At 68.1% G+C, this 17,855-nt stretch carries 16 protein-coding genes and 1 pseudogene; 8 read left to right on the top strand and 9 right to left on the bottom strand.

Annotated elements, in window-relative coordinates:
- Positions 1 to 12: 12 nt before the first annotated feature.
- On the top strand, positions 13 to 552 hold the full coding sequence (locus tag MNR01_RS08055; protein WP_241920565.1) for a UPF0149 family protein: 540 nt from the start codon (positions 13 to 15) through the stop codon (positions 550 to 552).
- An 83-nt stretch (positions 553 to 635) separates the two neighbouring features.
- Entirely contained in the window at positions 636 to 1,961 is a 1,326-nt protein-coding gene (locus MNR01_RS08050; RefSeq protein WP_241920392.1) for an aminopeptidase P N-terminal domain-containing protein, read from the top strand.
- Between the two features lie 32 nt (positions 1,962 to 1,993).
- Here MNR01_RS08050 and MNR01_RS08045 read toward each other — a convergent pair whose 3' ends face one another.
- The gene (locus MNR01_RS08045) at positions 1,994 to 2,890 is read right to left on the bottom strand and encodes an AraC family transcriptional regulator (RefSeq protein ID WP_241920391.1); all 897 of its coding nucleotides are present in this window, start codon (positions 2,888 to 2,890) and stop codon (positions 1,994 to 1,996) included.
- A 102-nt stretch (positions 2,891 to 2,992) separates the two neighbouring features.
- Here MNR01_RS08045 and MNR01_RS08040 point away from each other — a divergent pair, with 102 nt between their 5' ends.
- Together MNR01_RS08040 and MNR01_RS08035 are read left to right on the top strand one after the other, a co-directional pair.
- Positions 2,993 to 3,739, top strand: a complete 747-nt coding sequence (locus MNR01_RS08040; protein ID WP_241920390.1) for an SDR family oxidoreductase — start codon at positions 2,993 to 2,995, stop codon at positions 3,737 to 3,739.
- A 384-nt stretch (positions 3,740 to 4,123) separates the two neighbouring features.
- Positions 4,124 to 5,242: a hypothetical protein gene (locus MNR01_RS08035; protein ID WP_241920389.1), complete on the top strand. Its 1,119-nt coding sequence runs from the start codon at positions 4,124 to 4,126 to the stop codon at positions 5,240 to 5,242.
- 4 nt (positions 5,243 to 5,246) lie between these two features.
- Here MNR01_RS08035 and MNR01_RS08030 read toward each other — a convergent pair whose 3' ends face one another.
- From MNR01_RS08030 to rph, 8 genes and pseudogenes are all read right to left on the bottom strand, one after another.
- On the bottom strand, positions 5,247 to 5,768 hold the full coding sequence (locus MNR01_RS08030) for a hypothetical protein (protein ID WP_241920388.1): 522 nt from the start codon (positions 5,766 to 5,768) through the stop codon (positions 5,247 to 5,249).
- A gap of 105 nt (positions 5,769 to 5,873) precedes the next feature.
- Positions 5,874 to 7,202 carry a Xaa-Pro dipeptidase gene (gene pepQ, locus MNR01_RS08025; RefSeq protein ID WP_241920564.1) on the bottom strand — a complete coding sequence of 443 codons (1,329 nt, stop codon included), beginning with the start codon at positions 7,200 to 7,202 and terminating at the stop codon, positions 5,874 to 5,876.
- Positions 7,203 to 7,319: 117 nt separating this feature from the next.
- Positions 7,320 to 7,670 carry a PilZ domain-containing protein gene (locus MNR01_RS08020; RefSeq protein WP_241920387.1) on the bottom strand — a complete coding sequence of 117 codons (351 nt, stop codon included), beginning with the start codon at positions 7,668 to 7,670 and terminating at the stop codon, positions 7,320 to 7,322.
- A gap of 52 nt (positions 7,671 to 7,722) precedes the next feature.
- On the bottom strand, positions 7,723 to 10,032 hold the full coding sequence (locus MNR01_RS08015; RefSeq protein ID WP_256451871.1) for a DUF1631 domain-containing protein: 2,310 nt from the start codon (positions 10,030 to 10,032) through the stop codon (positions 7,723 to 7,725).
- Positions 10,033 to 10,266: 234 nt separating this feature from the next.
- Positions 10,267 to 11,415, bottom strand: a pseudogene (gene hemW / locus MNR01_RS08010) (radical SAM family heme chaperone HemW); the annotation flags it as partial.
- Positions 11,416 to 11,470: 55 nt separating this feature from the next.
- Complete coding sequence (rdgB, locus tag MNR01_RS08005; protein ID WP_241920384.1) at positions 11,471 to 12,079, bottom strand: RdgB/HAM1 family non-canonical purine NTP pyrophosphatase; 609 nt, start codon at positions 12,077 to 12,079, stop codon at positions 11,471 to 11,473.
- On the bottom strand, positions 12,076 to 12,465 hold the full coding sequence (locus tag MNR01_RS08000; RefSeq protein ID WP_241920383.1) for a VOC family protein: 390 nt from the start codon (positions 12,463 to 12,465) through the stop codon (positions 12,076 to 12,078). Before MNR01_RS08000 ends, rdgB begins: the two co-directional genes overlap by 4 nt.
- A gap of 16 nt (positions 12,466 to 12,481) precedes the next feature.
- A complete protein-coding gene (rph, locus tag MNR01_RS07995; RefSeq protein WP_241920382.1) occupies positions 12,482 to 13,249 on the bottom strand; it encodes a ribonuclease PH in 768 nt (255 codons plus the stop codon).
- Between the two features lie 67 nt (positions 13,250 to 13,316).
- Between rph and MNR01_RS07990 the strand changes: the two genes are divergently transcribed.
- The 4 genes from MNR01_RS07990 to MNR01_RS07975 all read left to right on the top strand — a co-directional run bounded on the left by MNR01_RS07990 (position 13,317) and on the right by MNR01_RS07975 (position 17,797).
- Entirely contained in the window at positions 13,317 to 14,177 is an 861-nt protein-coding gene (locus tag MNR01_RS07990; RefSeq protein ID WP_241920381.1) for a YicC/YloC family endoribonuclease, read from the top strand.
- Positions 14,178 to 14,190: 13 nt separating this feature from the next.
- On the top strand, positions 14,191 to 14,808 hold the full coding sequence (gene gmk, locus MNR01_RS07985) for a guanylate kinase (RefSeq protein ID WP_241920380.1): 618 nt from the start codon (positions 14,191 to 14,193) through the stop codon (positions 14,806 to 14,808).
- Between the two features lie 220 nt (positions 14,809 to 15,028).
- Positions 15,029 to 15,328 (top strand): DNA-directed RNA polymerase subunit omega, encoded by a 300-nt coding sequence (gene rpoZ, locus MNR01_RS07980; RefSeq protein ID WP_158734183.1) that lies wholly within the window; start codon positions 15,029 to 15,031, stop codon positions 15,326 to 15,328.
- A gap of 282 nt (positions 15,329 to 15,610) precedes the next feature.
- Entirely contained in the window at positions 15,611 to 17,797 is a 2,187-nt protein-coding gene (locus tag MNR01_RS07975) for a bifunctional (p)ppGpp synthetase/guanosine-3',5'-bis(diphosphate) 3'-pyrophosphohydrolase (RefSeq protein ID WP_241920379.1), read from the top strand.
- The last annotated feature ends 58 nt before the right edge of the window (positions 17,798 to 17,855 follow it).

The following is a 17,855-nucleotide window of genomic DNA, read 5'->3' as shown; positions in this document are numbered from 1 at the left end:
CCCGTGTCCGAAATTGAACTGCCCGATCTGACCGCCATCGAGGCCGAGAGCCGCACGCTGGCCCTTGCTGCTTCGCCCTTTGAGCTCCACGGCGGCCTGTGCGGCTGGCTTGCCGGTGGCGGCGCGGCGGTTCGCGAATGGCCGGCCAGGGTGCTCGCCGACGATGCCCTGCCGACGCCTGCCGAAGGCGGCGCACTGGACGAACTGCGCGAAGCCAGTGCCGCGCAGCTCGCCGACAGGAGCTTCGACTTCGCCCTGCTGCTGCCCGCCGCGGACACCTCGCTGGCCGAGCGCAGTGGTGCCCTGTTCGAGTGGTGCCGCGGTTTCCTCGGCGGCTTCGGCCTGGCCGGTGGCGGCAAGACCAAGCTGTCGGACGAAGGCCAGGAGGCGCTGGCCGACCTGGGCAAGCTCGCCTCGGCGCAGCCGCAAAGCGACGGCGACGAGGAAGACGAGATCGCGCTGGTCGAGATCGAAGAGTTCGTCCGCGTCGCGGTGCTGCTGTTGCACGGCGACTGTGTGCTGGCTGCCCAGCACCGCCAGCGGTTGAACTGAGAGCGCTCGAACTGACCGTCCCGTCCATGTGTCCGGGACGCGCTTTGTCCGCAGGCGCAGGCGCACCCAGTCAACGGAACTCCATGCCCAAGCCCATCACCATTCCCGCCAAGGCCTACGCCCGTCGCCGCAAGCAGCTCATGCGCATGGCAGGCGACGACGCGATCCTGGTACTGCCGGCGGCACTCGAACGCATTCGCAGCCGCGACACGCATTACCCGTATCGCCAGGACTCGGATCTGCTCTACCTCACCGGTTTTCCGGAGCCCGAGGCAGTGCTGGTGCTGGTGCCCGGCCGCAAGCACGGCGAGGTGCTGCTGTTCTGCCGGGAGCGCGATCCCGAGCGCGAAGGCTGGGACGGTCCGCGCTTCGGTCCTGAAGGCGCGGTCGAGGCATTCGGCCTGGACGATGCCTATCCGATCACGGACCTCGACGACATCCTGCCGGGCCTGCTCGAAGGCCGCTCGCGCGTGTACTACCACTTCGGCCGAGACCAGGAATTCGATCTCAAGCTGATCGGCTGGCTCAACCGTGTGCGCGCAATGGTGCGCCAGGGTGCGCAGCCGCCGCACGAATTCCTCGAACTGGGGCATCTGCTCGACGAGTTGCGCCTGTTCAAGGACCGCGACGAAATCCGACTGATGCAGCGCGCCGCCGACATCAGCGTGCTCGCGCACGAAGCGGCGATGCGCGCCGCGCGCCCGGGCATGCACGAGTACGAGCTGCAGGCCGAACTCGAGCGTGTGTTCCGCAGCTACGATGCCGAGCCTGCATACAGCAGCATCGTCGGTGCCGGCAGCAATGCCTGCGTCCTGCATTACCGCGCCAACAACGCCCAGGCACGTGACGGTGAGCTGGTACTGGTCGATGCCGGCGCCGAATACCGGGGCTATGCCGCCGACATCACCCGCACCTTCCCGGTGAGCGGTCGCTTCAGCAAGGAACAGCGTGCGCTGCATGACCTGGTGGGCGCCGCGCAGGCAGCCTCACTGGCGCAGGCGCGCGTCGGCATCGCCTATGAAGCCGGGCATGTCGCGGCAGTGGAGACCCTGACCGAAGGCCTGCTCAAGCTCGGCCTGCTCAAGGGTCGCCTCGAGAAGAATCTCGCCGACGGCAGCTACAAGCGTTTCTATCGCCACAAGACCGGCCACTGGCTCGGCCTGGATGTGCACGACGTCGGCGAGTACCGCATCGACGGCGAATCACGCCTGCTCGAACCCGGCATGGTGTTCACCATCGAACCGGGCCTGTACGTCGCGCCCGACGACACCACGGTCGATGCGAAGTGGCGTGGCATCGGCATCCGCACCGAGGACGACGTGCTGGTCACGCAGGACGGCTGCGAAGTGCTGACCGGCAAACTGGCGCGCAGCGCCGACGAGATCGAAGCGTTGATGGCGGCACGATAGTGACGACCAGGGTGGCGCGGGACCAGTCGCTGCTACCCCGCGCGCGCGAAACGGCCGGGCGGCTGGCCGACGTGTCGGCGGAAGGCGGTGCTGAACGTGCTGGCTGAGCCGTAGCCGACCCGTTCGGCGACCTCCGCCAGGCCGAGCGAGCCGACCCGCAGCAGATCCTTGGCAACCGCCATGCGCCAGGCCAGCAGATACTCCATCGGTGGCAGGCCGACAGTGCGGGTAAAACGATCGAAGAATGCCGATCGCGATAGCGCCGCCTTGGCCGCCAGCTCCGCCATCGTCCAGGGGCGCGCGAGGTGGGCGTGCATCTGCCGGATGGCCGGCGCCAACCGTGTGTCGGCGAGACCGCGCAGCAGGCCCGGTGGCGCGTCGTCGCCGGATGTCGAACGCAGCGCCTCGATCAGCAGCACTTCCACCAGCCTTGCCAGCAGCAGGTCGCGCCCGGGCCTGTGTCCGGCGGCCTCCTCGCCGACGAGTTGCACGAGCATCGACAGCCGTTCAATACCGCGCACGTGCATCACCGCCGGCAACAACGGCACCAGCAAGGACGCATCGGGCGAACCGAACACGAAATAGCCGCCCAGCAGGCGCACGTCAGGCTTGCCGCCGCGCCGGCCGTGGCGGACTTCGCCGCTCGGCGCTGGCGCCAGTTTCGGATCGACGTGCACGGGCTCCGCCGGCGCCAGGCTCGACATCGTGAAGCCGGGCGTAGCCGGCAGCAGCACGAAGTCACCGGCCTGGAGCACGAGATCGCGATGGCCGTCTACGGCAAGCCGGCAGCGACCCTCGAGCACGGCGCAGAAACTCGGCTGTCCGTAGTCGCTGTAGCGCACCGCCCAGCGGTCGGCGCCGCTGATGCCCTTGGAAAACACGGCGCGCGGCTGCAGCAGCGCGATCACTTCCGAGAGTGGGTCCTGCATGGCTGGACGCTCACAAATTAAATGCGGACGTTTGATGGTAGGCAGTCCAGGACCGTTCCGCCATCGTATCCATCGTCACCTCCCCACGATGGACAACCACCAATGAAGACCGTGCTCATCACCGGCTGCTCGTCAGGCTACGGCCTGGAGACTGCCCGCCACTTCCATGACCAGGGCTGGAACGTCATCGCCAGCATGCGGACGCCGCGGGATGGCCTGCTTCCAGAGTCCGATCGGCTGCACCTGCTGCAGCTGGATGTCTCCAGGCCGGACAGCATCGCCGCCGCGGTTGCAGCGTGCGGATCAATCGATGTGCTCGTCAACAACGCAGGCATCGGCCTGTTCGGTGCATTCGAAGCGACGCCAATGACCACCGTGCGCGAGGTGTTCGAGACCAACGCATTTGGTGTGATGGCAATGACGCAGGCCGTGTTGCCGCAGATGCGCGAACGTCGGTCGGGCGTGGTGGTGAACGTCACCTCCAGCGCGACGCTGGCGCCCATGCCGCTGGTGGCCGCCTACACTGCGAGCAAGGCCGCAGTGGAAGGCTTCACCGGTTCACTCGCGTTCGAGCTCGCCGAATTCAATGTTCGCGTCAAGCTGGTCGAACCCGGCTACGGACCGGGCACGCAGTTCTCTGCCAACAGCGGCTCGCGCCTGGTTGGACTGATCCCACCGGCGTATGCCGGGTTTGCCCAGCGCACGCTCGCCTCGTTCACTCGGTCGACAGCAGTGACGACGGCTGCCGACGTGGCGGAAGTCGTGTGGCGAGCTGCCAACGATGATGGAACCGGACCGCTGCGGCTCGCAGCTGGCGCGGACGCGCTCGCGCTGGTGGATTCGAGGTGAGCGAAAGAAGGGCCCGCTGAGGCCAGTCTCATGGACTCGCGCTGGCACCGCTCCTGCGCTGCGGCGGCTGGATCGGACCGGGACGTGGTGACGCCACGCGTCTACAAGGTGGATGAAGCGTCAGTGCATTGAACGGGCAAGGGCGGCGATGATCGTGCCTTCACTGGCCGGTCGTAGGCTGGAGCGATGTCGGATCCGTCATTGCGTTCGAGAAGACGTGCGAGAAAGCGCGCGCACCGCCCGGCATGCCTCGCGGCCGGGTTGGCTGTCGCGCTGGCAGTACTTGCCAGCGCAGCGGCGGGCGCGTCCGGGCCCGCGGGCGAATGCAAGCAGCGTCTGTTGCAGGAGATGGGGTGGCGCTATGTCGCCACAGCCGGAGTTGCGGTGGAAATCCGCCCCGGCACCCCGTGCGATCGCGCCAGCCTGGCCGAAGCGACTGCAGCCGGCGATCTGGTCGTGCGCGTTCCCGGATCGCTCGATGCCATGGTGAGGGAGCGACTGGCCGACGAGTTGCTGCACCATCCGGCCACGATCTGCGCGCATGGCTTCGCGCTCGGTGCCGCGACGCGTCGCGCGGTTGACCGCCTCGTTGCCAACCCCGGCTTCCGTTTTTCCGCGCTGCAGACGGGATGGATCGGGTTCGGCCCGACCGGGGCGGCGCAAGATGGCTGGGAGCCGATCGCGACGTTTGGCCGTGGCTACCAGCCGCGCGCTGCGAACTTCCGGGCGATCGAGGGCTTCTACGAGGGACACGTGCGCGGCGAGTGCGGCCTCGGACGCCAGATTGCCCAGTACGCGACGCAGGCCGAGCTTTACGGCGCGGACGGATTCGATAGCGAGTTTGCCGCCGACGAGATCGTCATCGGCACCTTCAACCGTCTCAGGTCGACGCGCAGCATCCTGGTCGGATCATCGGCCGGCGAACTCACCCGCGACGGCCGCGCCGTGCAGGCATCGCAGCAGGGGCGCCAGGCGTTCATGGGCCTTCCGGGATTCATCTTTCATGTGTTCGACCGCAGCAAGCTCGACGACCTCAACAACCAGGCCGAGAACTTCGTCGTCTACGACGTGAGCGAACAGGCGGCGACGGCGCTGCGCGCGCATGGCGGGCTGGAGTTCTACAACGATCGCAACCGCGAGGTGTGGTCACTGGCGCGGTCGATCCAGGCACGAAAGCCGAGGCGTTTCTTCGAGCGGTTGCTGTTCGAGCGCGATCCGTCCCTGCGTGCGCAGCAGTCCGCCGCGACCCTGCAGACGCTCGCGCGGATCGATGCGCTGCTCGACGATCCCTTCTATCGCGGATTCCAGGTCTACGTGCACCGGCAGGGCGTGAAGCCGGTCGGGTTCCATGTCGCGCGCCTGCTCGATCGCAATCCGCGCACGCCGTTCCGGGTCGAGCTGGCGTTGCACAACCTGCACACCTCGCTGTACGACCGCTACATCGCCTATCGGTTGCGGCAGTGCACGGGCCTGTCGCAGCAGGCAGTGCAGGACGCGAAGTGATCGCTCAGGGCGCCGGTCCCTGCGTGGTTTCGATGATCGTGCGCAACGATGCGGCCGGCGCGCCGGCTTCCTCGACGATGCTGCGCGCACAGGCCTGCACGCGTGCCTGTCCGCACAGGCCGACGTAGTTGTTCCAGTAGACATCGACCTCGCGGTCGACCGGGCGCACCGTCACCACCACCGAGTAGACCGTGCGGCGCGCGCTGTCGTTGTCGGGATCGAGCGTGGCGATCTTGAGGCGGATGCGGGCGCCATTGCTGGCCTCGACGAGGGCCAGGTCCGGCGACTCGCGCAGTTGTTCGCGAACCGCATCGACGAACTGTCGACCGACGGCGTCCACGGCAGAGGCCGACACATGGACGCTGATGGGCGCTTCAGCGACGGGCAGGTCCGCTGCTGGCGCTGCGGTTTCTGGTGTTGCTTCACCTGCCGACGCCGGCTCGGCAGCGGTCGCTGGCACGTCCTGCGCGTGCGCGGGGAGTCCGGCGCGTACCAGCAGCATTCCGAGCAGCAACGATCGCAGCATGACGTCTCCCGACAAAGGCCTGTAGAGAGGCAAACGTCGAGCGGGTCGATTGCAGGCAATCGGCCGTGCCGGCTCCCTCTCCGGTGGGAGAGGGAGGGCGTGCGGTCATGCGGCGGCGTCGAAGCCTTCGCGGGTGAGGTTGGCGGGCGCGCCATCGGTGCAGGCCACGTCGTCCTCGATGCGGATGCCGCCGAAGGGCTTGAAGGCTTCCACGCGCGCCCAGTCGACGCTGTCGGCGTGGCCGTTGGCCTTCACTTCGTCGAGCAGCATGTCGATGAAGTAGAGGCCCGGCTCGATCGTCACCACCATGCCCGGCTCGAGCACGCGGGTCAGTCGCAGGTACGGGTGCCCCTCCGGCTTGGCGATCGTGCCGCCGCTGTCGGAGGCGGCGAAGCCGGCGACATCGTGGACCTGCAGGCCGATGCCGTGGCCGATGCCGTGCGGGAAGAACGCGCTGCTGACGCCGGTGGCCAGGGCCGCTTCCGGCGACACCCGGATCACGCCGAAGTCCTTCAGGATGCCGGCCAGCGCCAGGTGCGCATCGATGTGGATCTGCTTGTAGTCGGTGCCGGCGCGGACCTGGTCGCACATCTTCAGCTGCGCGGCGTCGACCGCGTCGACCATCGCCTGGAATTCGCTGCCGCGATCGAGCGCGTAGGTGCGGGTGATGTCGCAGGCATAGCCGTGGTGTGCGGCGCCGGCATCGATCAGGAAACTGCGCACGGGGCTGGGCGGGGCCAGGTCGCGGTCGGTGTAATGCAGCACCGCGCCATGCTCGTTGAGGGCGATGATGTTGTTGTAGGGCAGGTCGTTGGCGTCCTGCCCGGCCGCCTGGCAATAGACCAGGTGGATGCCGAACTCGCTGGCGCCGGCGCGGAACGCGTGTTCGGCGGCGCGGTGGGCGCGCACGCCGCGACGGGTCGCCTCGCGCATCATCGCGATCTCGTACGGCGTCTTGTAGGCGCGGTGGTACTCCAGGTAGTTCACCACCGGCGCCGGGTTGTCGGGAACGAACGCGCCAAGCGCGCTTTGCGGCTCGCCGACGATCGCGCAGCGGGCGGCATTGGCCGGCAGGTGCTGCAGCGCCTCGTCGGGCTTGCGGATCACGACGATGTCGAAGTGCTCGGCCCAGTAGCCGCTCGGCGCCGACGGCACGACGTGCCAGTAGTCGAACGGCTGCAGGAAAATGAGCTTGGGCTTCTGTCCGGGCGTGGCCACCAGCCAGCTGCCCGGCGCGCGGGTCAGCGGCAGCCAGGCCTTGAACTGGGGGTTGACCGCATACGGGTAGTCACGGTCGTCGAACACCTGGTAGTGCGAGGTGCCGCTGGGGACGACCAGATGATCGAAGCCACCGCGGGCCAGGGCCTGTTCGGTGCGGCGGTGCAGTTCGGCGAGGTGTTGCGGGTACAGCGTGGCGAGCGTGCTCATGCGTATGCGGCGAGGGGGCGGGGACCGGCCCATTTTGCCGCATCGGCGCGGCAGGCGCCGTTGCCGCGCTTGCCCGTTGCCACCGATGTCCCGCCGCTGTGCCGCGTGAACGCGGCCAGGCGTTCAGGCCGGGTGGCCGTTGCCGGTGTCCAGCCAGTTGCGCAGCTGCTGCAGCTCGCTCTCGAGCATGGTGATGAAGCGGAAACCCGACCAGGTCTGGCCCGGGGTGCTGGTCTTGTCCTGCCACAGCAGGTGCGCGCCAACCTCGATCGGCGAGGTCTGGTGCGGTGTGCCACGCAGGTTGAAGCGCAGCTGGTACAGCGCATCGTCGACCAACGGCGCGGTGGCGATCAGCAGCATGCCGCTCTCGGACAGGTTGCTGAGCTGCCCGACCACGGTGTCGGTCATGGTGTCGACGACCTGCACCGGCTCCTGGATCGAGCGACGGCGGGCGCGGCGGAATTCTTCGTTCATGCACCCTCCCTGGAGGCGTGGCTGGTTGCGGCGTGCTCAGTCACCACGAGCGTCATGCGCTGGCCTGCTGCGGGGTCGGGCTGGAAACCAGGTTGCTCAGTGCGCTGACGACCGCATTCCACGCACGATCGACCAGTCGACTCTTCTCGACGGTGACGATGCGTGCGCGGCCGGCGGCCATCTGCCGCGCCAGGCTGTCGAGCGACTGCTCGCCCACGCGCTGGCCGCGCTGGTTGACGAACAGCGCGTTGTCGGTGAGCGGGCTGAACCAGGACAACCTGCGGCGGATGATCTCGCCCGGGGCATCGAGGTCGAACTCGAACCAGGTGCCGAACGGCAACGTCCGCAGGTGCTGCCAGCACTCCTGTTCGTGCGGGTTGCGTGGCTGCGGCTCCTGCGAACGCGGCGCTTCGTCTTCGCCCAGTCGCGTCCGCGATTTGAGCTTGAGCGCAAGCTCGGTGCGGGTGGCTGCATCGTCGTTGGCGGCGTGGCCGGTGGTCAGCTGGCGCGAGATCGCACCGGCGTCGTCGACGTGGTAGCCGACCTGGGTCAGTGCCTGCTCGATGTCTTCGCCCAGCGGCTCCGGCGCTGGCGCGCGGTTCTCGACGGTGTTGGCGGCGATGATCTGGCGCGTGGCCTCGAGCTGGCGCTGCCACTCGTCCGATTCCTCGCCGTGGCGCAGCAGGGTCAGCGTCAGCACGTCGGTCCACGCCTGCGTCAGCAGGGTGTGGACGAACTTCGGCAGCTTCTGGTCGTGCAGTGCCTCGGTGATCGCTTCGGTGGCCTGGTGCTTGGCCAGCACCAGCTTTTCCTTGCCGCGTGCGGCTTCGACGTGGCGGCGTTCGGCCACTTCGGCCTTGCGCGCCATCAGGCGCAGGTGCTCCTGCAGCTGCTGGTTGGCCGACTCGAACACGCCGTCGTCGCCGTCGTAGTGCTCGACGACGTGATCGACCGCGCGACGCAGTTGTTCGTTGAGGGCCGGATCGGCTTCTTCCTTGGGCAGCCAGTGCGCGCCCGCCTCGGCGACGGCGTTGAGCAGCTGCCGCGCCGGGTGTTCCTGGCGTACGAAAAACGCCTGGTCCTGCAGCGCCAGGCGCAGCAGCGGCACCTGCAGGCGATTGAGCAGCGAGGAGACCGCGGCATCGTTGCGCAGCTCGCGCCCGATCTCGTTGTAGAACTGATCGAGCAGCTCGAAGGTGTCGGCGTCCTCGCGCGTGAGCGTGGCCGCTTCGCCGCGCTGTTGCCGCGCCTGCGCGAGCAGGGTCTGGCGCACGTCGTTGAGGTTGCGCGGCGGCGTGGCATGCGCCGGCATCGATTGCAGGCCTGCCAGCGCGCTGGAGATGTCGTGTGCCGACAGGGTCGGTCGCGGCGTGCCGGGGTCCCCACCGGTGCGCAGCTTGTCCATCAGGTCGCGGCGACCGTTGAGCAGGTTCTGCAGCGAGACGTAGGAGTCGTGGTCGTCGCCATGGCGGGGAACCGGCTGTCCGGGCCAGGCGGTGTGCGGACGGAGCGGATCGAACAGTGGACTGCTGGCGTCGGCGCCGCGTCGCGGCACCATCGAATCCTCGCGTTGTCCCCGCCCTTGTGCCTCGTCCTGCCCCGGTCCTTGTCCTTGTCCTTGTGCCTGCCCCTGGCGCTGGGCCTTCGCGCGGCTGCGCACCGGCACGAACGACAGGCTCGGCAGCACGTTCTCGCGTGCCAGCAGTGCGTTCATCGTTTCGACCAGCTGCGCATAGCCCGACATCACGTGCTGGTCGAACACCTTGTACAGATGCAGCCGCGCTTCCGGCGTGATCTGCAGCGACTGCGTGGCCTCGGCCAGGATCCGGCACAGGTGGTAGGGGCCGACCGGCAGGCGATCGGCGTCGAAGGCCGGGGCGCCGCCGAGCACGCCGAAGCGCTGGCCCAGCAGCAGCAGCGGCAGGCCCGCGCGTGCCTCGTGGCGGATGGCGATGCTGCGCAGCAGGTTGGCCTCGTCGGCTTCGCCGTCATCGACCAGGCGCAGGTCGCGGAAGGTGGGCAGGGCGGCCGGTGCTTCCTGGGTTGGCGTCGGGTCGCGGACCGTGGTCAGTTCGCCTTCCAGCAATGCCAGGAATTGCGGGACCAGGTCCGAGCGGTTCAGTCGGGCCGTGCGCAACGTTTCAAGGTGCGCGGCCTGCTGCGCCGATGTGCGCGCCTGGTCGGCGTGCTTGAACAGTTGCTGCTCGAATTCGCCGAGCATGTGTTCGAGCTGGCGCGCCATTTCGTCCGAGACCAGCGCGTAAAGATGTTCCAGCACGCGCCGAACCCGCTTCGGCAACGCCGCTGACGCCAGCGTAGGCCGAGGGATCGAACTACCAAGGGGTTCGAACGTTGCGGACATTTATGGGCACCGTGTGATCGGGACGATCATGCATCGTCCCCCCGTGCCCCGCCAGCCTCCCGCCCCAGCGGTCCCTCAGGGAGCGACCAACTGTTGTAACGGCGAGGGCGGCCGCCAGCGGCCAGTTGACCGCCCGTACGCGGCCTCGCGCTACTTGGCGTGGTCGACCATGACGCGCTGCGACACGTTCGGACCGTCAGGGGCAGCGGAGGTGGCATCGGCACCGTCATCGACCAGGAAAAGTTCGACAACGTCGTTGGTGAAGCGTCGTCCCAGCTCGGTCGGGCGCACGCGATCGCCATCGATCTCAAGCCAGCCCTGTGCGCTTGCAGCATCGAGTTGCGCGGCGATTGCCGTGCGCGGAAGGCCGGTGCGGGCTTCGAAAGCCGTCAGGCTGAAGCCTTCGACCAGTCGCAGCGCGTTGAGCATGTACTCGAACGGACGGCGCGCCGGCTCGACCCGGTCATCGCCGCCGATCGCACCGGCATGCCCGGCCTGGACCAGGTACTGGGTCGGATGCTTGACCTTCCAGCGCCGCAGCACGGTCTGCTCGGCGCCGAGGGTCAGCTTGCCGTGCGCGCCGGCGCCGATGCCGAGGTAGTCGCCGTACTGCCAGTAGTTTAGGTTGTGCAGGCACTGCCGTCCGGGCTGCGCGTAGGCGCTGACTTCGTACTGGGCATAGCCGGCCGCGGCGAGCAGGGCCTGGCAGTGTTCCTGCATGTCCCAGCTGGCGTCGTCGTCGGGGATGCCCAGCGGCGGCCGCGCGGCGAACAGCGTGTTCGGCTCCAGCGTCAGCTGGTAGTGACTGACGTGGGTTGGCTGCAGGGCGAAGGCACGCTCGAGGTCGTGCTCGGCCATCGCCAGCGTCTGCTCCGGCAGCGCATACATGAGGTCGAGGTTGAAGTTGTCGAAGCCGGCATCCTGGGCCAGCTTCACTGCCGACTCGGCCTCGCCGCTGTCGTGGATACGGCCCAGCCGCTTGAGGCAGCCGTCGTCGAAGCTCTGGATGCCGAAGCTCAGGCGATTGACGCCCGCCTGCCGGTACAGCTCGAAACGGCCGTGCTCGGCGGTGCCGGGGTTGGTTTCCAGGGTGATCTCGCACCCCGGGACGAAGCGCAGGCGGCTGCTGGCCTCCTGCAGGAAACGGTCGATGTGCCCGGGCGGGAACAGGCTGGGCGTGCCGCCGCCGAAGAACACCGAGTGCACGTTGCGGCCCCAGGCCAGTGGCAGGTCGTGGTCGAGGTCGGCCAGCAGCGCATCGACGTAACTGTCGAACGGCAGCGCGCCGCGGCCCTCGTGCGAGTTGAAGTCGCAATAGGGACACTTGCGCACGCACCAGGGCAGGTGGACGTAGAGCGACAGGGGCGGCGTGGTCAGCGACAAAGGCGGGATCTTCGAGGAAGTGGAGTGGTTCGACCGGCGTCGGGACGCATGATTGTCAGCCGATGCCGGCCACCAGCAGCTGTCGCAGCGCCGCCAGGGCGCGGCCACGGTGGCTGATGCGGTTCTTCAGTTCCGTGTCGAGTTCCGCAGCGCCCTGGCCCAGCCCGGGATCGAAGAACACCGGGTCGTAACCGAAGCCGCCGGTGCCGCGGCGCGCATGCAGGATGCGTCCGGACCAGACGCCTTCGGCGATGAAAGGCTGCGGATCCCCGGCATGGCGCAGCAGCACGATCACGGCATAGAAGTGCGCGGTGCGCTGCTCGTCGGGGACATCGACGAGGGCCTGGAGCAGCTTGTCGATATTGGCGTCGGCGTTGCCATGGCTGCCGGCGTAACGTGCCGAGTACAGTCCCGGCGCGCCACCCAGCGCATCCACGCACAGGCCCGAGTCGTCGCCCAGTGCCGGCATGCCGGTTTCGCGCGCGGCCTTGCGCGCCTTGAGCAGGGCGTTCTCGACGAAAGTCAGGCCGGTTTCATCGGCATCGGCGACGCCGAGCTCGCCCTGGGTGACGAACTCGATGCCGCTGCCATCGAGCAGTTCGCGGAACTCGCGCAGCTTGCCGGCGTTGCTGCTGGCGATCACCCATTTCGTCGGCAGGTTCATTGCTTCAGTTCCAGCAGGTCCCAGCGATTGCCGTACAGGTCCTCGAACACGGCCACCGTGCCATAGGCTTCGAAGCGCGGCGCCTCGAGGAACGTCACGCCATGGGCGAGCATCGCGGCGTGGTCGCGCAGGAAATCATCGGTGTGCAGGAAAAAGCCGACACGACCGCCGGTCTGGTTGCCCACGTGCGCGCGCTGGCTGTCATCGCTGGCCTGGGCCAGCAGCAGGGCGGTCTGCGCGCCCTGCGGTGCCACGCGCACCCAGCGCTTGCCGTCGCCCAGGTCGATGTCGTCGAGCAGGGCGAAGCCGAGTGCGCCGGTGTAGAAGGCGATGGCTTCGTCGTAGTCGCGAACGACCAGGGTGACGTTGGCGATGGTCTGGTTCATTGACTTCAGGACTTGCTCAACCCGCCAGCGCCTCGCGCTGCCTGGCGACCAGTTCGGCGATGCCGGATTCGGCCAGGGAGGTCAGCGCATCGAGTTCCTCGCGGCGGAAGGCATGGCCCTCGGCGGTGCCCTGCAGCTCGATGAAGCCACCACCGTCGTTCATCACCACGTTCATGTCGGTGTCGCAGTCGCTGTCCTCGGCATAGTCGAGGTCGAGCACCGGGACGCCGCGGTAGATGCCGACCGACACCGCCGCAACGGCGCCAAAAACCGGATCGCGGCTGATCTCGCGGCGCGCCTGCAACCAGCGGATGGCATCTACCAGGGCGACGTAGGCGCCGGTGATGGCGGCGGTGCGGGTGCCGCCGTCGGCCTGCAGCACGTCGCAGTCGAGGGTGATCGTGCGTTCGCCGAGCAGCTTGCGGTCGACGCAGGCACGCAGCGAGCGGCCGATCAGGCGCTGGATCTCCAGCGTCCGGCCGCCCTGCTTGCCGCGCGCGGCCTCGCGGTCGCTGCGGGTATGGGTGGCGCGGGGCAGCATGCCGTACTCGGCGGTGACCCAGCCTTCGCCCTTGCCGCGCAGGAACGCCGGCACCTTGTTGTCGACGCTGGCGGTGCACAGCACGCGGGTCTCGCCGAAGCTGACCAGGACCGAACCTTCGGCGTGGCGGGTGTAGCCGCGCTGGATGCGGACTTCGCGCATTTGCGCGGGCGCCCGCCCGCTGGGGCGGACCACGGTCGGCGCGTTCTGGCCGGCGGAAGGGGCTTGCGGCGTGCCGGTCATGGACTGATTACCGTTATTGGGGCGCGCGAGTTTACCATTCGCACCCTGTCAGCCCTTGGATTCGATGATGATCCGCAGCATGACCGCCTTCGCCAGCGGCGAACGCGTCACCCCGTGGGGCACGCTCGGCTGCGAGCTGCGCTCGGTCAACCACCGTTTCCTCGAGCTGGGCGTGCGCCTGCCCGATGAGCTGCGCGCGCTGGAACCGGCGCTGCGCGAACGCGTCGCCTCCCGGGTCGCCCGCGGCAAGATCGACCTGGCGCTGCGCCTGCGCACCGCCGATGGCGACGGCGCGCTGCAGCTCAACCCCGGCCGCCTGCGCGAACTGAGCGAGCTGGCACTGGACCTGGAAGCGCGGTTTCCGCGCCTGCAGACCGATCTCACCCAGTTGCTGCAGTTCCCCGGCGTGCTGCAGACCCAGTCCGCCGACCCGGCGGCGCTGCAGGCGCAGGCGCTGGAACTGCTCGAGCAGGTGCTCGACGAATTCATCCGCGCACGCGAACGCGAGGGCGCCAAGCTTTCGACGGTGATCATCGAGCGCGTCGACGGCATCGCCGCGATCGCGGCCGAAGTGCGCACGCTGATGCCGATCATCCGCACCGGCCAGCGCAACAAGCTCGAAGCACGCATGGCCGACCTCGCCCAGCCGCTCGACTCCGGTCGTCTGGAGCAGGAGCTGGTGATGTGGCTGCAGAAGCTCGACGTGGATGAGGAGCTCGACCGGCTCGATTCGCATGTCAGCGAGGCGCGCCGCGTGCTCAAGCTCAAGGAAGCGGTCGGCCGCCGCCTGGACTTCCTGCTGCAGGAGTTCAACCGCGAGGCCAACACCCTGGGTTCCAAGTCGGTCGACGCGCGCAGTTCGGCGGCGGCGGTGGAGCTGAAGGTGCTGATCGACCAGGTCCGCGAGCAGATCCAGAACATCGAATGACACGAGCCCACTGATGCGCGGAACCCTTTTCATCGTCGCGGCACCGTCGGGCGCCGGCAAATCCAGCATCGTCAACGCTGTGCTGGCACGCGACCCGAACATCTGCCTGTCGATCTCGTTCACCTCGCGCAAGCCGCGGCCGGGCGAGCGCCATGCCGAGCACTACCACTTCGTCAGCAAGGAAGAGTTCGAAGGCATGGTCGCGGCCGGCGACTTCTTCGAGTCCGCGCTGGTGCATGGCGACTGGAAAGGTTCGGCGCGACAGTCGGTCGAACCGCAGCTGGCGGCGGGCAAGGACGTACTGCTGGAAATCGACTGGCAGGGCGCGCGCCAGGTCCGCGCCAAGGTGCCCGATGCGGTCAGCGTGTTCATCCTGCCGCCGTCGCGCAAGGCGCTTGACCAGCGCATGCGAAGCCGCGGCCAGGACACCGAGGAAGTGATCGCGCAGCGCCTTGCGGCGGCGCGCGAGGAGATGTCGCATTACGGTGAGTTCGACTTCGTCATCGTCAACGAGCACTTCAACACCGCCGTCGACGAGATGTGCGCGATCTTCACCGCCAGCCGGGTGCGACGCGACCAGCAGGTGGCGCGGCATTCGCGCCTGATCACGGCGCTGCTGGCGGACGAGTGAGTCCGGCTGCCACCCTTGCGAAGCAGGGGGCGAGGGAGGGGCGGGGGCCGTCGCAGCCCTTCCCGCACGCATGGGCGGGGCAAAAACCGGTCTGTGGCGGCTCGATTGCTCGCTAACTGCTTGATTTTCAACGATCAGCTTGCTTCGCCCTCGGGCCGCGACTACACTCTGCGGTCCCTTACAAGCCTGTATGGACGGCCCGCCGGCCGCCAGGAGTCCCATGGCCCGCATCACCGTTGAAGATTGCCTGGAAGTGGTCGATAACCGCTTCGAACTCGTCATGATGGCCGCCAAGCGCGCCCGCCAGCTGGCCAATGGCGTTGATCCGCAGCTGGACAACAGCGAAGCCAACGACAAGCCGACGGTGCTGGCCCTGCGCGAAATCGCCGCGCGCCGCATCGATACCGATTACATCGACGCCGTCGAGAAGGCCGAGCGCGAGCGCAAGGAGCGCGAGGCGCTGGAATGGGCGGCCGCCGAAGTGGTCGCCGACGACGACCTGTCCAAGGGCGACGACTGATCGATCCTGCATCGCACGCCGGAAATTTCGGCACCGCGAGCTGCACGGCCCCGCCTTGGCGGGGCCGTTTGCTATGTGCGCCCCGCCTTGGCGGGGCCGTTTGCTTATGTGCGCCCAGGTGCGGTCGCCCGCCCGTATGTGCATTCCGACCCGGTTTTCGGCGCGTGGGACTTTTTATCGCCGGCAATGGCCGCCATATTCCTTGGACCTGCCCGTAACCCTTTGACGCGAATGAGCGGCCGCTGATTGCACAGCGCGCCGCGGCACGCGTAGATTCTCTCCATGAGCCCCGCCGAGTCCGCGATCAGCACGCATCCAGCCGTCGTCCTCGATGACGCGGACATGCCGGACTATGTGCGCGAACTGGAGAACGCCGCCGAGTACCTGCCGCTCCCCCAGCGCCAGAGCCTGCGCCGCGCCTGGGCGATCGGTGCGGCCGCGCATGCCGGGCAGACGCGCAAGTCCGGCGAGCCGTACATCACCCATCCGGTCGCCGTGGCCAAGGTGCTGGCCGACCAGGGGCTGGACGTCGAAACGCTGATCGCGGCGATCCTGCACGACACCATCGAAGACACGCCGCTGACCCGCGACGGCCTGGCCAGCGAGTTCGGCGAAACCGTGGCCGAGCTGGTCGACGGCGTCACCAAGCTCGACAAGCTTCAGTTCCGCGACCGCCAGGAGGCGACCGCGGAAAGTTTCCGCAAGATGCTGCTGGCGATGTCGCGCGACCTGCGCGTGATCCTGATCAAGCTCGCCGACCGCCTGCACAACATGCGCACCCTGGGCGCGCAGAGCATGGAGGCGCGCCACCGCATCGCCCGCGAGACGCTGGAGATCTACGCGCCGATCGCCCAGCGCCTGGGCATGAACCTTATCAAGGCCGAGCTGCAGGACCTGGGCTTCCGCGCGCTGCATCCGTGGCGGCATGCGGTCATCGAGAAGCGCCTGCGCACGCAGCCGGTGGTACGGCGCGAATCGCTGGTGCAGATCGAGGCGCAGCTGGCGCAGCGACTGGCCAAGGAGCGCGTTCCGCACCGCCTGGTCAGCCGGGTCAAGTCGCCGTGGAGCATCTACACCAAGATGCGCTCGGAGCACAAAACCTTCGCCCAGGTGATGGACGTGTTCGGCTTCCGCGTGGTCGTACGCACGGTGCCGGACTGCTATCACGCCCTGGGCGTGGTGCATGCGGCGTACAAGCCGCTGGATTCGCGCTTCCGCGATTTCATCGCGATCCCCAAGGCCAACGGCTATCAGTCGCTGCACACGGTGCTGTTCGGCCCGTATGGCTCGCCGATCGAAGTGCAGATCCGCACCGAGGAGATGGACCTGATCGCCGAGCGCGGCATCGCCGCGCACTGGTCCTACAAGCACGGCGGCGACGGTCCCAGCAGCGCGCAGAGCCGCGCCCACAGCTGGATCGCCAACCTGGTCGAATCGCAGCGCTCGACCGGTTCTTCGCTGGAGTTCCTCGAGAACGTCAAGGTCGACCTGTTCCCGGACGAGGTATACCTGTTCACGCCCAAGGGCGACATCATGTCGCTTCCGCGCAATTCGACCGCGCTCGATTTCGCCTACGCCGTGCACACCGATGTCGGCAACCGTGCCGTCGCGGCGCGCGTGGACGGCAAGCTGGTGCCGCTGCGCACGCGACTGGCCAGCGGCCAGCGCGTGGAGATCATCACCGCCAAGTCGTCCTCGCCGAAGCCGCAGTGGCTCGAATTCGTCGTCTCCGGCAAGGCCCGCACCTCGATCCGCCAGCAGCTCAAACAGCTCGAACACGAGGACGCGGTGCAGCTGGGCCATCGCATGCTCGACCGCGCGCTGGAAGCGCTGGGAATCTCGCTCGACCGCGTTCCGGCGGTGCGCATGGAAGCGTATCTGGGCGAGTTCCGCTACCCGCGACTGGAAGCGTTGCTGGCCGACATCGCCCTGGGCAACCGCATGCCGCAGCAGGTCGCGCAGGCGCTGGCGCGCGAGACGCCCGGCAAGTCGCTGCGATCGAAGGACGTCCCGCTGCAGCCGCTGTCGCAGGACAAGATCCTGATCACCGGCGCCGAGCGCGGCGTGATCAGCTTCGCCAACTGCTGCCTGCCCATTCCCGGCGACGAGATCATGGGGTATCACACCGCCGGCAAGGGGATCGTGGTGCACCGGCTCGATTGCCCGAACGTGGCCGACTACCGCAAGTCGCCCGATCGCTGGGTGCCGATCGGCTGGGACCGCCAGGTCTCCGGCGATTTCGCCGCGGCGCTGCGCATCGAGGTCGACAACCGGCCCGGCTCGCTGGCGCAGGTCGCAGCGGCCATCGCCGAAGCCGAGTCGAACATCGATCGCGTCGAGTATCTCGACCGCGATGCGAACGTGGCGGTGATGCGTTTCGCGATCGAAGTCAGCGGCCGCCGCCACCTTGCCGACGTGATGCGGCGCGTACGTCGGCTGGGCGTGGTGCTGGGCGTGCAGCGGATGTAACGCGGGACGAACGGTCCGTTGTTGGACTAGCATGCGCGTCTGACTTCCCGAGAGCCCG

It is taken from the genome of Lysobacter sp. S4-A87 (assembly GCF_022637455.1).
GTDB lineage: Bacteria > Pseudomonadota > Gammaproteobacteria > Xanthomonadales > Xanthomonadaceae > Lysobacter_J.
Note: the sequence above shows the minus strand (reverse complement) of the source record. Positions and strands in the feature narration are given on the sequence as shown.

What these genes read in the sequence shown, in the direction of transcription:
- gmk (WP_241920380.1), top strand. Translation starts at nt 14,191, where the DNA reads ATGCGCGGAACCCTTTTCATCGTCGCGGCACCGTCGGGCGCCGGCAAA.
- MNR01_RS08015 (WP_256451871.1), bottom strand. Translation starts at nt 10,032, where the DNA reads ATGTCCGCAACGTTCGAACCCCTTGGTAGTTCGATCCCTCGGCCTACG.
- MNR01_RS07975 (WP_241920379.1), top strand. Translation starts at nt 15,611, where the DNA reads ATGAGCCCCGCCGAGTCCGCGATCAGCACGCATCCAGCCGTCGTCCTC.
- rdgB (WP_241920384.1), bottom strand. Translation starts at nt 12,079, where the DNA reads ATGAACCTGCCGACGAAATGGGTGATCGCCAGCAGCAACGCCGGCAAG.
- MNR01_RS08045 (WP_241920391.1), bottom strand. Translation starts at nt 2,890, where the DNA reads ATGCAGGACCCACTCTCGGAAGTGATCGCGCTGCTGCAGCCGCGCGCC.
- MNR01_RS08050 (WP_241920392.1), top strand. Translation starts at nt 636, where the DNA reads ATGCCCAAGCCCATCACCATTCCCGCCAAGGCCTACGCCCGTCGCCGC.
- MNR01_RS08000 (WP_241920383.1), bottom strand. Translation starts at nt 12,465, where the DNA reads ATGAACCAGACCATCGCCAACGTCACCCTGGTCGTTCGCGACTACGAC.
- MNR01_RS08030 (WP_241920388.1), bottom strand. Translation starts at nt 5,768, where the DNA reads ATGCTGCGATCGTTGCTGCTCGGAATGCTGCTGGTACGCGCCGGACTC.
- rph (WP_241920382.1), bottom strand. Translation starts at nt 13,249, where the DNA reads ATGACCGGCACGCCGCAAGCCCCTTCCGCCGGCCAGAACGCGCCGACC.
- MNR01_RS08040 (WP_241920390.1), top strand. Translation starts at nt 2,993, where the DNA reads ATGAAGACCGTGCTCATCACCGGCTGCTCGTCAGGCTACGGCCTGGAG.
- MNR01_RS08020 (WP_241920387.1), bottom strand. Translation starts at nt 7,670, where the DNA reads ATGAACGAAGAATTCCGCCGCGCCCGCCGTCGCTCGATCCAGGAGCCG.
- rpoZ (WP_158734183.1), top strand. Translation starts at nt 15,029, where the DNA reads ATGGCCCGCATCACCGTTGAAGATTGCCTGGAAGTGGTCGATAACCGC.
- MNR01_RS07990 (WP_241920381.1), top strand. Translation starts at nt 13,317, where the DNA reads ATGATCCGCAGCATGACCGCCTTCGCCAGCGGCGAACGCGTCACCCCG.